The 15,921-nt window shown below is 30.1% G+C and carries 14 protein-coding genes and 1 tRNA gene; 9 read left to right on the forward strand and 6 right to left on the reverse strand.

Annotated features, from left to right (window positions below; genetic code table 11):
• Nucleotides 1-44: 44 nt before the first annotated feature.
• Nucleotides 45-1,538: a SurA N-terminal domain-containing protein gene (locus QZ357_RS07045; RefSeq protein WP_290773849.1), complete on the reverse strand. Its 1,494-nt coding sequence runs from the start codon at nt 1,536-1,538 to the stop codon at nt 45-47.
• Nucleotides 1,539-1,602: 64 nt separating this feature from the next.
• On the reverse strand, nt 1,603-5,055 hold the full coding sequence (gene mfd / locus QZ357_RS07050; RefSeq protein ID WP_290773851.1) for a transcription-repair coupling factor: 3,453 nt from the start codon (nt 5,053-5,055) through the stop codon (nt 1,603-1,605).
• Nucleotides 5,056-5,402: 347 nt separating this feature from the next.
• Between mfd and QZ357_RS07055 the strand changes: the two genes are divergently transcribed.
• The 6 genes from QZ357_RS07055 (at nt 5,403) to QZ357_RS07080 (ending at nt 10,079) form a co-directional block, all read left to right on the forward strand.
• Nucleotides 5,403-7,367, forward strand: a complete 1,965-nt coding sequence (locus QZ357_RS07055) for a fructose-1,6-bisphosphatase (protein ID WP_290773854.1) — start codon at nt 5,403-5,405, stop codon at nt 7,365-7,367.
• A gap of 96 nt (nt 7,368-7,463) precedes the next feature.
• The gene (locus QZ357_RS07060; protein ID WP_290773857.1) at nt 7,464-8,387 is read left to right on the forward strand and encodes an alpha/beta hydrolase; all 924 of its coding nucleotides are present in this window, start codon (nt 7,464-7,466) and stop codon (nt 8,385-8,387) included.
• A 43-nt stretch (nt 8,388-8,430) separates the two neighbouring features.
• Nucleotides 8,431-8,506 (forward strand) — tRNA-Thr (locus QZ357_RS07065).
• 377 nt (nt 8,507-8,883) lie between these two features.
• Nucleotides 8,884-9,216, forward strand: a complete 333-nt coding sequence (locus QZ357_RS07070; RefSeq protein WP_290773860.1) for a hypothetical protein — start codon at nt 8,884-8,886, stop codon at nt 9,214-9,216.
• Nucleotides 9,217-9,469: 253 nt separating this feature from the next.
• Nucleotides 9,470-9,643 (forward strand): hypothetical protein, encoded by a 174-nt coding sequence (locus QZ357_RS07075; RefSeq protein ID WP_290773863.1) that lies wholly within the window; start codon nt 9,470-9,472, stop codon nt 9,641-9,643.
• A 127-nt stretch (nt 9,644-9,770) separates the two neighbouring features.
• Complete coding sequence (locus QZ357_RS07080) at nt 9,771-10,079, forward strand: MGMT family protein (protein WP_290773866.1); 309 nt, start codon at nt 9,771-9,773, stop codon at nt 10,077-10,079.
• A 22-nt stretch (nt 10,080-10,101) separates the two neighbouring features.
• On the opposite strand, the gene QZ357_RS07085 is transcribed toward QZ357_RS07080, so the two are convergent.
• From QZ357_RS07085 to QZ357_RS07100, 4 genes are all read right to left on the reverse strand, one after another.
• A complete protein-coding gene (locus tag QZ357_RS07085; protein WP_290773869.1) occupies nt 10,102-11,052 on the reverse strand; it encodes a sugar-binding transcriptional regulator in 951 nt (316 codons plus the stop codon).
• Nucleotides 11,053-11,064: 12 nt separating this feature from the next.
• Nucleotides 11,065-11,415, reverse strand: coding sequence for a PTS glucitol/sorbitol transporter subunit IIA (locus tag QZ357_RS07090; protein ID WP_290773872.1), 351 nt, complete (start codon nt 11,413-11,415; stop codon nt 11,065-11,067).
• An 87-nt stretch (nt 11,416-11,502) separates the two neighbouring features.
• Entirely contained in the window at nt 11,503-12,348 is an 846-nt protein-coding gene (locus QZ357_RS07095) for a class II fructose-bisphosphate aldolase (RefSeq protein ID WP_290773874.1), read from the reverse strand.
• Nucleotides 12,349-12,358: 10 nt separating this feature from the next.
• Nucleotides 12,359-13,624 (reverse strand): zinc-binding dehydrogenase, encoded by a 1,266-nt coding sequence (locus QZ357_RS07100; RefSeq protein WP_290773878.1) that lies wholly within the window; start codon nt 13,622-13,624, stop codon nt 12,359-12,361.
• A 235-nt stretch (nt 13,625-13,859) separates the two neighbouring features.
• On the opposite strand from QZ357_RS07100, the gene QZ357_RS07105 reads away from it, so the two are divergent.
• The 3 genes from QZ357_RS07105 to QZ357_RS07115 are packed head-to-tail and all read left to right on the forward strand — an operon-like array spanning nt 13,860 to nt 15,783.
• The gene (locus tag QZ357_RS07105; protein WP_253229621.1) at nt 13,860-14,252 is read left to right on the forward strand and encodes a transcriptional regulator GutM; all 393 of its coding nucleotides are present in this window, start codon (nt 13,860-13,862) and stop codon (nt 14,250-14,252) included.
• Between the two features lie 18 nt (nt 14,253-14,270).
• Nucleotides 14,271-14,795 (forward strand): PTS glucitol/sorbitol transporter subunit IIC, encoded by a 525-nt coding sequence (locus QZ357_RS07110; RefSeq protein ID WP_290773886.1) that lies wholly within the window; start codon nt 14,271-14,273, stop codon nt 14,793-14,795.
• A 1-nt stretch (nt 14,796) separates the two neighbouring features.
• A complete protein-coding gene (locus tag QZ357_RS07115; RefSeq protein ID WP_290773889.1) occupies nt 14,797-15,783 on the forward strand; it encodes a PTS glucitol/sorbitol transporter subunit IIB in 987 nt (328 codons plus the stop codon).
• Nucleotides 15,784-15,921 lie beyond the last annotated feature (138 nt).

Here is a 15,921-nt window from a genome sequence, read left to right on the forward strand (position 1 = left end):
AAAGAGTCATAATAACATGACTCTTTTTGTTTTCTGCTCATACTTTATTTATTCATAATTGATTTATAAATTTTTACTTTATTGTCTTTTTTAAGTTTAGATATCAACATATTATAAGGCTCATCGATATCCTCGATTAAAATTTTACATTTATGCTCTTTAAGAATATCTTCATTTAACTTAATAGCAGCTTCTTCTTTTTTCTTTGCATCAAGTGTTGACAAAACAGTATCTTTATAATCTTTAAATACAGGCTGTGTGATATTTTTATCATATACATAAACTACATGATATCCATATTCAGTTTTTACAGGTCCTATCACCTCTCCTTTATCTGCTTTAAATACCGCCTTGGAAAAATCTTCAACCATTGAAGCATAAGTAAATGCTCCCAAATCACTGGCCTGTTCCACCGAAGAATTATTTTGATATTTACTCATGATATCATCGAAGTTTACGTCTTCTTTTGTTGATTGTTCATATATTTCTTTTGCAAGTGATTTATCTTGAGTAAGAATATGTTTAGCACTTACAGTTGACTTATCGTATTGTTCCGTATTTTTATTGAATTCTTTTTCGGCCTCTGATTCAGTAGGTTTATCATACTTCACATTATCGGATAATTGATCTTTATATACATCTGCAGTCGCAACCCATTTAGCTGCTTTATCATATTGAGTCTTTGTAATTCCATACGCTTCACATATTGACTCCATAGTTTGTGAACCAAACATTGACTCATAAGTACTATTTTCACTGATCTTATTTGAAATCTGTTTTTTACTTATTTGGGTTTTCGCATCTTTACCTGCACTGTAATAAGCAGCTTTTTCTTCAAGCATTGTATTACTCTCTTCTTTCAACTCTTCAACACTTTTAGACTCACTCTGGGTTTCCCCGGTATATGAACCCAAATAACTGTTATATTGGTCTTCAAGGGTTTTTTGTATAAAGCAATAATAATAAATATATGAAGGTACTTTTAAATCACCTACTGTCATATATGTTGAAGTAGCATATTCTTTACCTTGAATGCTCTTTCTGAACTGCTCGGTAAAACCTTGCAAATAAGTAGAGGATTCAGCATAAAGCTTTACTGCCTCTTTAAAGCTTTTTTCATCTTTAAATCCATACTTATTTAATGTAGACAAATAATTGTCACCTTTCATGTAACTACTGTCTTTTATCGATTTAAGGGTAGTGCTTATAGCTTTGTCTATATCTTTTTGATTAACTTTATATCCATATTTTGAAGCCACCGTTTTTACAAGTTCGTTTTGAACCAAATCTTCAACCGCCTGCTCTTTAAGAGACTCAACTGTGGCATCTGAAGTATCGACTGCCGTTCCGCTTGTGGCATAATAAGAAACCAAAGTAAATCCCACCATGTTATCCAAATCTTTTTTTTGTATAATATTATCGTTAACCTTTGCAACAGCCTTTTCTTTCAATTTTTCTTCATTCACAGTACATCCAAACATAGATAAACATAAAGCAAATATTAACGTTATACCTAAAATTTTTTTTAAATTTCTCATTATTTATCCTTTCTGTATCAAATAATTATCAGTATCAATAATCTCATAAATTATACACAATATATTAAAGATTATCAATTATTTTATCCATCAAACTCATAATGCTTAAATGAACATTCCTTGTTTTTTTATAAGGAAAACAAATTCTGATAAATTTATTGTTTTTTATAAATTTTCCTCTGAACATATCATATAGTTTATTTACTACTTCCATATCCAATTCTTTGGTTTTATCAAAATCAAAATATATTTCCCTATTTCCCTCATTGACATTTATACTTACAATTTCCTTTTTTGATGCTTTGTTTCTCAATAGCGATATATCTATAAGGTTCATGATTTCCCTCCTCACATCACCGTAAATATCAATCAGATTTTCAATCATTTCTTCCTTGTCATTTTCATTTTCTATACTTGCTATTTCTTTATATGTAAGAATACGCTGTTTTTCATCTTCGATATAATTTTTATCTATATAAGCATTTATTTTCAAATTAATGGAAGTTTCAACAGGAATCTTTTTAACTTCGCCTTTGCTTTCTGCCAAGGCTTCAGCAAGCATCTTCGTATATAATTCATATCCAACGGAAGAAAAATGACCGCTTTGATTTGCCCCAAGCAAGTTTCCTGCACCTCTTATTTGCAAATCTCTTATTGCAATTTGAAATCCGGATCCAAACTTAGTAAATTCATTTATGGCTTTCAACCTTTTCACCGCAACTTCATTTAATGATTTATCTTTTTCATATGTGATATAACAATAAGCATTTTTATTGCTTCTCCCCACTCGTCCTCTCAATTGATACAGTTGCGACAATCCCAAATTATTGCCTTCTTTTATTATCATTGTGTTTGCATTTAATATATTAAGTCCATTCTCAACAATTGCAGTGCATACAAGAACGTCAAACTCTTTGTTTAAAAATCTAAACATTGTTTTTTCAAGTTCCTTTTCAGGCATTTGTCCATTTGCAAATTCAACTTTAAGCCCGGGAATCAACTTTCTTAATGCAAGGCAGGTTTTCTCTGCATTCTTTACAGAGTTATACAAGAAAAATACCTGTCCACCTCTGTTAAGCTCTCTGTTTATAGCCTCTTTAACAATATAATCGTCATATTCAAGAACATAGGTTTCCGTCTCTTCTCTTTCTTTCGGAGGTTTCTCAATCGTTGATAAATCTCTTATTCCTATAAGCGACATATTCAAAGTTCTGGGTATTGGTGTCGCCGAAAGAGTAAGCGTATCCACATTTTCTTTTATAAGCTTAAGTTTATCTTTGTGCATAACACCGAAACGCTGCTCTTCGTCAACCACCAGAAGTCCCAAATCTTTGAACTTTACACTATCCGAAAGAAGTTTGTGAGTACCTATAACGATATCCACTTTTCCTCTTGCTAGTTTATCAATAATTTTCGTTTCTTCTTTTTTAGTTTTAAACCTTGAAAGCATTTCTATATTTACGGGAAAGTCCTTAAACCTTTCAACAAAAGTATCATAATGTTGCATGGCAAGTATAGTTGTCGGAACCAATACCGCACATTGTTTACCGTCCATCACGGCTTTGAATACTGCTCTCATGGCAACCTCGGTTTTTCCAAATCCCACATCTCCGCATACGAGCCTGTCCATGGGATAAGGCTTTTCCATATCTTCCTTAACTTCTTTTACACACCTTTCCTGATCTTCTGTAAGTTCGTATCCGAAGTTATCTTCAAATTCCTTTTGCCATACAGTATCTTCGCTAAAAGCATACCCTTTTATTTCTCTTCTTTTGGCATATAAAGTAATATATTCTTTTGCCAACTCTTTAACGGCTTTTTTTGTCTTTGCTTTCGTATTTTCCCATACTTGAGATCCGAGTTTATTCAATTTAGGAGGAGCATCTTGAGTTCCTATATATTTACTCACCAAATGCATTTTATTGGCAATTACATACAGTTTATCGTCACCGGCAAATTCTATTTCCAAATAATCGTTATAGAGTCCACCTGCTTCCATATTAACCATACCAAGATACCGACCTATACCATAGGTTTCATGAACTACATAATCTCCTTTTGTAATTTCACTGAAAAAAGCTTTTTCTTTCTTTTTATCACGCTTTTTGCTTCTTTTTTTATTTTCTTTTTTTACTAAAATATCGTTGTAAGATAAAATCAGGACTTTATCGCTTAATATATTAACTCCGCTTTTTATACTTGCTTTTATAAGAGAAATATGACCTTTTTTTATTTTATCCGTACAGTTTAAATTATAATTATCGAAAAATTCCAATAAACTGTTTTTCTCTTTTAAACTTTTATATGTAATGATAATTTTATAGTCTTCTTTTAAATAAGAAACGATACTGTCTATCAGAAAATTAATATTTTTTACAAAACTTATATTATCCGCAGATTTAATTTCAATAATATCTTTACAGAATAAATTATTTGAAGCTATGGATAAATCATAATATATAAGTGAATTTTCATTTATAAAACGGTTCTCCATTTCCTCAAACTTAAAGTGATTGTTTACCTGTATATCCAATATCTTCCCATGATCACACAAATCTTTGAGTTCGGCTCTGTTATTTTTATAAAACGCATTGTACGTTTTTTTTATAATACTGTAATCATCAAATACAAGCAGATAATCTCTGAATAAATCAATTAAAGATTTTAGATGGTCTTTTTGGTCATAACATATGTATTTTGTTGTATTATTACTGTTATCAATAATCTTTTCATACAAATCTCTGTTATTTTTACTTATTTCTTCATCCGAATCTTTTGCTATAAGTTTTTCCAGTTTACTTCTTATTTTCTTATTGATTTTGTTTATTTCTTCAAATTCTAAAATACCGGTTCTTGCGGGAATCAAAGTAAAACTTTCAACTTTTTCTATGCTTTTACCGGTTGCAGCGTCAAAGGTACGTATTGAATCTATTTCATCGTCAAAAAACTCAATACGTACCGGCTTATTATCACCCATGATAAAAACATCAACAATACCTCCCTTTAGTGCATATGCTCCCTGTCCTGTCACTTCATATTCTCTTTCATAACCGTAATATTCGAGTAAACCTATAAATTCATCTATATCCAAAATATCCTCTACTTTTTTTGTTATGATATCTTCTTTATTAAAAAATACATTTTTTTCTCCAATTGCATTTATAGAAGTAACGATAATTTTTTGACTGTTAACCAATGCATGCTTTATAACATTGACTCTTTTTCCTGTAAGTTCCATGGAATGACTGTCTATAAACTCATGTGTTACAGGTTTTGACGGGTAATATAAAATATCCTTTTCACTTGCAATATCCATAAGATTAATATAAGCTTCCTTAGCCGCCACATCGTCTTTGAGAATATATATAATAGGTTTCTTGTTTTTTTTCAGTTCATATAAAGTAACCATATTTTTTAAATTACTGCTTATTCCCTGAACAAAAATACTGCCTTTTTTATCGGCAGAATAATTAATTTTATTTATAAATGATGTTGCATCCAATATTTTTTCAAACATTTGCTTATCCTCTTATCAATCACACTAAATATATTTACACGAGTTCTATTATTTCCCAATATGAAAAGTAAAAACTACACATATTATATAGGTAAATATAAAACATATAATATAAAACAATAATTATATTATTATATCATATTTCAAATCAGTTAACATAATATATTTATTTTATATATACCATAAATAAATTTAATAAAATAATAATCGTATACCATTGTTTTCATTTCAAAATTTAAATATTTTTTAACCTTAATTTCATACTATTCTTAAGAACATAATCTATGATTAGTATTTATAAGGAAAAAATGATATAGTATAAATATAGAATAAAGGATGGTAAAAAAATGCGAAATTTTAGCACAAAGGAAATATACGATAATTTAGATTATTTAAGATTGTTTTCAAAACAATATAAAAATATACACGAAACCAGAGCAAGAATAATCGAATTGAATGCAAGTTTAAATCTTCCCAAAGGTACTGAACATTTTATAACAGATATACACGGAGAAAACGAAGCTTTTGAACATGTTTTGAGAAATTGTTCCGGAAGTATAAGACGAAAAGTAAATGAAACGCTCAAAGACCGACTAAATGAAGAGGAACTAAATACGATAATAACATTGATATATTATCCAAATAAAAAATTAAAACTGTTAAAAGAAGAAGGAAATCTAACACCTCTATGGTATAAAAATACCCTAAAGGCTTTAATTGAAATACTAAAAAATGTTTCAAGTAAATCAACCAGAGAACAGGTAAGAAAAAATATAGACAAAAATTATGTCAACATAATCGAGGAGTTATTATACAAAGACAACAGTGATGCCAAAAGAAGTTTATATTTTGAAAATATATTTGACACAATAATAGATACAAATGCAAGTGACGATTTCATTATAAAAATCTGTCGTTCAATCAGAACTTTAAATCTAGACCATCTTCACATAATAGGAGACATATATGACAGAGGAAGAGGGGCTCATAAAGCGATGGATATTATATCAAACCATCACAGTGCAGACATACAGTGGGGAAATCACGACATAGTATGGATGGGAGCAAACTACGGAAATGAAGCATGTATCGCCAATGTAATGAGAATATGCCTCAGATACGGTAATATAGAAACCTTAAGAGACGGATACGGAATAGGTATACTTCAGTTATCATTGTTTGCAGCAGATGCGTATAAAAATTCAACTAAAGAGGATTTAAAACAATTCCTTCCAAGACTAAGTGATGAAAACCCGGATATTGACGAGTTACTGATGGCAAAAATGCAAAAAGCAATGGCAATAATACAATTTAAACTGGAAAGTCAAATAATTAAAGCTCATCCCGAATATAACATGGATAACAGAGATATGCTGTCAAAATGTGATTTTGAGAAGGGAATAATCACTTTAGACGATAAAACATATTACCTAAATACAAAAGATTTTCCTACCATTGACAAAAGCAATCCAACAAAACTAACAAAAGAAGAAGAAAAAATAATAAAAACATTAAAGCAAAGCTTCATTTCAAGTGAAAAATTGACCGAACACGTAGATACATTATTCACAAAAGGAAGTGTATATCTCATATACAATAAAAACCTTTTATTCCACGGATGTATACCGTTAAATGAAGACGGAACATTCAAAGAAGTTCTGGTTTGTGATGAGTATTTTAAAGGAAAAGAACTCCTTGACAAAATGGAACTTCATTTAAGAACTGTTGCGAATACAAACACTAAAGATACTTCATATTTTTGGTATTTATGGTGTGCACCAAACTCTCCCCTATTTGGAAAAAACAAAATGGCTACATTCGAAAGATACTTTATAGATGATAAGACCACACATAAAGAAAAATATTTAGCTTATTTTACAGAATCTTCAAAAAGAGAAACAGCAGAAGAGATTTTAAATGAATTCGGATTAAATGATAAGAACTCAAAAATAATAAACGGACATGTTCCCATAAAACTAAAGGACGGGCAATCTCCCATTAAAGCAGAAGGAAAGCTACTTCTTATAGATGGCGGATATGCAAAGGCATACAGAAGCGTAACGGGTATTGCGGGTTTTACTCTTACGTATAATTCATACGGAATGAATCTCATAACCCATCATCCTTTTAATAATGTAGAGTATGCAATAGAAAATGAAATAGATATAAGAAGCGAATACAGATTTTTATATGACAATGACAAAAGAATCTTGGTAAAAGATACAGATAAAGCAAAGGAAATAAATAAAGAAATATATTATCTTGAAATGCTGCTTGCAACATATCAAAAAGGGATTATAAAAAGAAAATAAGATATAATTAAAAAGTAAGTATAAGTATATTATATGGATAATCTAATTTATGATATAATATTATCAAATATAAATTAATTTAAGTGAGGAAATAAAATGAGAGAACAATCATTTTTCCTAGATTCGGCAGATGAAAAAATCCAACTTTCATGTTTTATAAAAGCTCCAGATGATAAAGTAAAAGGAGTTGTACAGATTTCTCACGGAATGGCAGAACACAAAGAAAGATATTTCGATTTTATGAATTATCTTGTACAAAAAGGATATTTATGCGTAATTCATGATCACAGAGGACATGGAGAAAGCATAGATAAAAAGGATAATTTAGGTTATTTCTACGATGACAGCGGAGAAATGATAGTAAAAGATTTATATATCATACTTAAAAAAATAAAAAAAGAATATGAAAATGTTCCCTACTTTATTTTTGCACACAGTATGGGAACTCTTGTTGCAAGAAATTTTTTAAAAGAATTCGATCATGAAATAGACGGACTTATATTAAGCGGACCTCCATATGAAAACAAAATGGCGAATTTGGGTATTAAAATAACCGAAAAAATAGAAAAATTTAAGGGCGAACACTATAGAAGTACTTTTATAAACACATTGGCTTTCGGTTCGTTTGATGATAAATTCGAAGAAAAAATAAAAAATAAATGGTTGAACAGTGATATAAATGAAGTAAAAAAATATAACGATAATCCTTTATGCGGATACATTTTTACTTTAAACGGCTTTAAGAATCTATTTAAGATGGTTAATAAAGCTTTTAAAAAAGAAGAATATAAAGTAAGAAACAAAAATTTGCCTATTTTATTTCTTGCAGGAGAAGATGATCCTGTAATCGGAGGAGAGAAACGTTTTCTCGAAAGTATCAATTTCTTAAAAAATATCGGCTATAAAAATACCAAACATATTCTTTATTACGGATTAAGACATGAAATTCTAAACGAAGTAAATAAATGCGAGGTATACAAAGATATTTTAAAATTTATTGAAGAAAATACTAAAAAATAAATTTACAAACAATAAAAATCATGTTATCATATAGACTGTTAATGCTGCTATGGCTCAGACGGTAGAGCACTTCCTTGGTAAGGAAGAGGTCACGGGTTCAAGTCCCGTTAGTAGCTCCATTTGATAGTATGCCATATTAATACCTATTGTATTAATATGGCTTTTTTATTACAAAGAAAACTTCTATGACATAAAAATACTTTCTAACTTATGTAAAATACATGCTAAATATCTCATATAACTTGCTTCACGGCTTACAAAAATTTCAACTAATAAATATATAAAACTCATTCCAATAAGGCTAATACACCAATGTATAAACCTATAACTCAGCCTAAAATAAGGTATTTACAAGTTACTCTTTATTCAAATATTGTCATTTTTTTGTTATATTGTTGTACAAATCTTATACAGATGTTGTCATAATATTGGAAGTGTCGTAATATTTTTATATAATGAAAAAATAAGTCAGAAATTTGTATTAAAAAGGAGAATAATGATTATAGAAGAGCAATATAAGGAATTCGAAAAAGAATTAAAATCTCTTAAATCAAAAAAAGCAAGACTTAATGTTTTAAAAAACTATAAAAATTTAAGTGAACATGATAAAAATGAACTTTCTAAATTACAAGATGAAATTGAAATATTTGAAAAAGCTTTAGAGTCTATGAATTATATATTAAAAAATATAATTATTAAATACTATATAGAAGAAGAAAAGTTAAAAAATATAGCTGACAATATTGGATATTCTTTTTCATATTGTTCAAAAAAGAAGAAAGAAGCAGTAAAACTTTTATCATATTTAATAAATGGAAAAGAAATATAATGACTCAATCCCCTTCGGGTCAATTTATATTAAATATTGCATTATAAGTACTGTTAATTTTTAAACTCAAACAACCTTATTTTTATATAACGTTCAATTAAAAATTTTAATATTTTCTGACTTATTAGACAAAATTGTTATATCAGTTCAAATAAATATTTTACCATTTAAGTAAAATATCATTATAAAAGTTTCTTTTCATATCAATATCTGTTAAAATTTTTAATAAAGATGAAAAAGAGGACAAATAAAAATGGAAACTGAAAATAGAACTACAATAATAAAAAAGACCGTAAAATCAGGTATATCTTTTGGAAGCGCACTGGCAATGGTTATAAGTTATACTACATGGCATTCGATATTTTGGGCTATTATACACGGCTTATTAGGCTGGATATATGTAATATACTTTATTATATTTCACTAAAAACAACGATAAATATCGTTGTTTTTTTATTAAAATAAACTAAAACAAAACACTAAAAAACATATTTATAAATTATTTACATGCATTTTATATTAATTTATAATATATAAAAAGGAATAAATTTAAAATGAGTAAAATTCTTAACGAAGATTTAATTTTTATTGTACTTTCTATAGTAGAAGAAATACCAAAAGGAAAAGTAGCTACATACGGACAAATAGCAAATCTTGCAGGAAGACCTAAAAATGCACGTTTAGTTGGTAAAATACTCAGTATATCAGAATATTTCGGCAAATATCCATGTCACAGAGTTGTAAATTTCAACGGAAGAATTGCTCCGGGTTATGAAAAACAAAAAGAATTGCTGGAAAAAGAAGGAATCTTCTTTAAAAATGAAACCCATGTTGATATAAAAAAACATAAGTGGAATATATAAATTGCAGATACACATCAGTACTTTATCTTGCAAGTGAAATAAGTTTTTTTGCCGTATTTACATCTGTGATAAGGGAATCAATATAATTACACCTTATTGCTGTATATATACTGTCGGCTTTTTCAACTCCTCCGGCAACGGCAACAACTTCTTTTATCTTTTTTATTTCATTCAAGTCTAATGACATTAAATGATCATGCCATTTGCAATCTATTTTTTCTCCTCTTTTATTGTATATGTTATAGGATATATCCCCTACAATTGCTTCGTCTAATTCTTGAAGACTTTTATATTGTTTATACATATAATTTTCAACCCAAGTACGATATCTATCTTGCCCCCCTATTCCCACAACTGCCAAATCTGCATTTTTTGCTTTATCAAAAACTTCTTTTATAAAGTTTTGGCTTATTAACATTTTCTTTGCTTCATGAGAGTCGACTACAAGAGGCGCATGTAATTCCATATAATTACCGCCGCTTCTATGGGCAAGCATTTCGCATATTGCACTTGCCTGCATATATCTGTACTTATCTCCAAGTCCACCGGATATTGGAACAAAAGTTACATCATCAAAAGGAAGAGAACACACAAAACCTGATGCTATCTGATAACAGGTTCTGCCCCCTGCCATTGCTATAACTTTATTGTTACTCATTTTTCTTGCCAGATATTTGCTTGCGGCAGAACTTAATCTCTCAATAAGCAAGTCTTTATATTCAACATTTACACAAATTACATCTTTTAAAAACAATGCTTCTTTAAGCTCACTTTCAAGTTCTCTGTAAGGATGAACGCCTTCATCGTGAATAACAACCTCTACTATTCCAAGAAGCCTTGCTTTTGTTATCATTTTTGATATGGAAGAACGGCTTATGTTATACTTTCTTGCGATTTGTGCTTGAGTTAGATTTTTATCGTAATATAGATGAGCAATTTCGATTAGTAAACGATTTTCATCATAATTTTCCATATTTTATCCTCATTAAAATTCTATGATATCCCCTTGTTTTATATCGGGAACCACACAAGGAGAAACAAGTATGCTTCCCGGCATTAAATCTAAATCGGGACTAAAATTAATAGTCATATGCCCTAAATTATATAAATTTTCATTTGCTGCATCACCGCCGATTTTTTCAACGGTATATTCATTTCCACCAATAAGTATTTTCCCGCCAACCTTAATCATTTCTGCATTTGGCTTATCCATATACTCATGTACTATACAAATATCTTTTAACTCATCAGGACAGTCTTTACCAAATATTACAAGTAAAGGATATCCTTCAAAATATGCATCTTTTCCTATGCTTACTACTTTTGTCTTTACCATTTTAATACCTACTTTCTTTGTTGTCTTTGCATAATAAATATTTGCTATATTATAATAACATAAATTAAAATAAATTATAAATATAGACTAACAGTCAAATATAGACATTGCTCGTTTTACGTCTTCTTCCATTTTATCCGTTGCATAAAGACTCATTTTATCAAATGCCATATTATTCGGATTTTCCTTTATATATTCGTGTATACCCTCTCCGCCTGCACAGTTCATATATGTATAATAATTAATTTTGCTTATACCATTTTTGATTGATTTTATATAATCCTCTTCACTTACTCCTGAACCTCCATGCATAACAAGAGGAATTCCTATTTTTTCTTTTATTGTTTTTACTCTTTCAATATCAAGTTTAGGTTCTGTTAAATATACTCCATGTGTGGTTCCGAAAGATATTGCAAGAAAGTCTACTCCTGTTCTTTGAACAAATTCATATGCACTTTCCGGGTTTGTATATATACCTTCATCATCTTTACCTCCGCCTTCATCAGATGAGGCAAAACTTCCAACATGACCAAGCTCTGCTTCTACAGATACACCTGCTGCATGAGCAATTTCAGTAATATATTTTGTTTCTTCTATATTTGTTTCAAAATCCTTTGCTGATGCATCGTACATAATAGAGCTTACACCCATTCTTATTGCCATAATACATTTTTCAAAAGTACTGCCATGGTCTAAGTGAACACTAACAGGAACACTTGCTCTTTTTGCATAGTACATATATATAGGTAACATCTCTTCCATTTCCATTATCGGATCATGCGACTGAGCATGCTGTAAGATAATCGGACAGTTTAAGCTTTCTCCTGCTTTTATTGTAGCTCTTATTGCTTCAAGAGAAGGGCAGTTAAATGCGCCTACAGCTTTTTTGCTTTTTTGTGCATTTACTAATAATTCTTTTGTATTTGCTAACATATCTTATCTCCTATTCATTAAGTGAAATATTATAATAGTCTAATAATACTTTTTCTGCATCTTTATTCCAGCATCCATCATGTTTTTTACATTCTTCATATAGCTTTTTAAATAATTCATTATCTTCGCCAAGTTTTTCAAAGTCATCTATTGCGGTAAGTGGCATATCAATTTGAGTATATATCATCTTTTTACCACCTGGAATATCAGGAACATTTTGAGTTGCATAAATTGCACTGTCAAGTCCACCAATATGAGTTACCATAATAGTAGGACTTAATCTTCCTTTTTCCATTAAAGATAAAGCATCAAGAACATCTTGGTTTGTGCTTCCTGTAAAACCGGTAATATGTGTGTAATTATAATGAACATTATACATATTTATATTTGCACTTAATGTTTTATCAATAGGACCTGCAAAGAAATTTAAACATCCGTCTTTACCTAGGATACTGTCAGCTTGTTCTATTAATGGAGTAATAGGTGCATATACAAATACATCATCATAACCTTCATTATTACTTAATTCCATTAATTTACTTGTAGAATCTTCATATGCATTCGAATTTACAAATACTATTTTTGTATCTTTTTGAGCTTTTTGGGATAAAAGTTTTTCTGCTCTTTTTAGTCTGTCTTCTGATACATCAACTGCAACAACAAGACTTGGTGCATCCTCAAGCTGAAGTGCATAATCTATACATTCAAGACCCATAGGACCACACGCACCTAAAATTGCTATCTTTCCATTTTTCTTAACACCCATTGAGTGAATATGATTTTCATCATTTGTATGATACATTCTGTTATATCCGGCAATTATACAAGAAACAGGTTCTGATAAAGAAGCTTCAAAGAAAGAATCTCCGTTAAAAGGAATTAAACAATCATTTTCCATTACTTCATTTGGAATAATACTATATGTACTGTCTCCGCCGTAATATTGATAATAATATCCTACTGTTTTTACTTTTCCGTCTACACTAACAGCAGGTTGTACTGTAAACTTTTGTCCTTTCTTATATTTATCTTTCCACTTATCTCCCACTTCTATTATAATACCAGATAATTCATGCCCTATTACTGCAGGGTTTTCTTTTAAACCCTCAGGTGTTCTTTTATGTTTTTCTCCTTGTTTTGATAATTTATAAGTAGACATACATACACTATCTGTAATAATCTTTGCTAATATTTCATCATCTTTCATTTTTGGTAATTCATACTCTTCAAGTTTTAAATCATTTTCTCCATATAGCCTTATTGCCTTTGTTTTCATTATATACCTTCTTTCTGCTTATCATTAAAGCTAAATCTTGTAAACATAATAATGTTACAAGTAACACAAGTCAATTATTTGTTCCTATAAAGAACAAATGTTACACATATATTCCTTGAACAAATGTAAATATCGTCAATTTTGTGGAATATGTTCCACTTATGCATATCGCATTGACATTTTTTCTCCCCAAAATTAATATCAAATCAAGAATAAAGGAAAGGCGGTATAAAAAATGTGGGTTATGGTTATGGTACTGTTTCTTCTTGTTATATTTGTCCAAACCATATTTTCTTACTTGCAGCTTAGAAATATTTATACAAAAATAGCACAGCTAAAGAGTAAGTATAAAGATGAATATTATTTGGTTACAGGTACAAGTAAAAGAAAACTGTCATTTGGAAAAGGATTTTTGATAGTTACCGTTATTGATAATAATGATAATATTATCGAATTTTTAGAAATGAGTGGCTATACGGTTTTTTCAAGACTAAAAAACAAAGAAGACTATACAAATCTTTCTATTGACTCTCTACATGAAAAAGTATCTAACAAAAAATTAAAATTAGCTTTGGAAAATGCAAAAGAATTATTACAAAACAAAAAACTGGAATGCTTAGAACAATAATAAAACGGAGGTAAAAACATGGAACTAGTAGTAAAAATCGCAGAAGGTTTTAACGGAATGATAAGTAAAGGGGGCGAAAATTTAGTTGGATTAATAACAAGCATACTTCCCAACTTAATCATTTTATTAACATTAATAAATGCCATTATCGCATTAATAGGTGAAGAAAAGGTTATGAACTTTGCAAAGAAAATAACCAAATACAGAATATTAAGATATACTTTATTACCTTTTATGGCTTTATTCTTTTTAACAAATCCTATGTGTTATACAATGGCTCGTTTCGTTGAAGAAAAAGACAAAGCAGCTTGTATAGACGGTATGTTCACATTTGCACATCCTATGCTTGGACTTTTCCCACATGCAAACCCAGGAGAATTGTTCGTATGGTCAGGTATCGCAGCCGGCATAACTACCCTTGGTGCATCAATCACACCTTTAGCAGTTAGAGCAATCCTCGTTGCTTTTATCGTTGCTTTTATCAGAGGGAACTTAACAGAATTTATCACAGTAAAACTACTTAAGAAAGGAAAGGCACAATAAGATGAAAAAATTAACGGTTACAAAAGGAAAAGGCGGCTATGGGGGACCTCTAACAGTATATGAAACAGATACAAAAAAAGTCGTTGCATCAATCACAGGTGGAGGCATTCATCCTCTAGCAGCAAAAATAGCCAAACTTTTAGATGTTCCAGCAGTAGACGGATTTAACAATAAAGTAGAACCTGAAACAATAATTATCGCAGTTGTTGACTGTGGCGGTACTTTAAGATGTGGTGTTTATCCAAAAATGGGCGTACCTACAATAGATATTCATCCAATTTCGCCATCAGGTCCTTTAGCAAGTTATATGAACGAAAATAATTTTGTATCAGGCGTAAAAGAAGACAACCTATCTCTTATGGAAGATGATAAAGAAATTGAATTTGAAAAAAGCGAAGAAAGCGAAACAACAGCTGTAAATGAAACAATAGAAGCTGAAAATGCTGATGAAGGAAATAAATTCTTAAATATAATAGCATCTGTAGGTAAAGTAATCGGTAAATTCGTTAATGTATTCTATCAAGCTGGTAGAGATTCAATAGACATTATAATAAAAAATATTCTACCTTTCATGGCATTCGTAAGCGTACTTGTTGGTATAATCCTATTCTCAGGTCTTGGTGATATTATAGCAAATGCAATAAAACCTTTGGCAGGAACTTTACCGGGATTACTTATCTTATCAGTAATATGTGCCCTACCATTCTTATCTCCTATTCTTGGTCCTGGAGCCGTAATCGCTCAAGTTGTCGGTGTACTTCTTGGGGTTGAAATCGGAAAAGGAACAATACCTATTTCTTATTCATTACCTGCACTTTTTGCAATAAATTCTCAAGTTGGTTGCGACTTCGTTCCGGTTGCTTTAACAATGGCAGAAGCCGAAGATGAAACAGTTAAAGCAGGCGTACCGGCTATGCTTTTCTCCAGACTTGTAACAGGTCCAATAGCCGTAGTAATTGCTTACTTATTTAGTATCGGAATGTATTAATAAAAAAACACTTCTTAAATGAAGTGTTTTTATCATATATATATTAATATCGTATAAATAAACGTGTTCGTACAACTTATACAATGGTGGGAGAGAATGGATTCGAACCATTGTAGGCTGAGCCAACGGATTTACAGT

Origin of the sequence: Anaerofustis sp., assembly GCF_019420015.1 — a bacterium.
In the GTDB taxonomy this organism is placed as follows: Bacteria; Bacillota; Clostridia; order Eubacteriales; family Anaerofustaceae; genus Anaerofustis.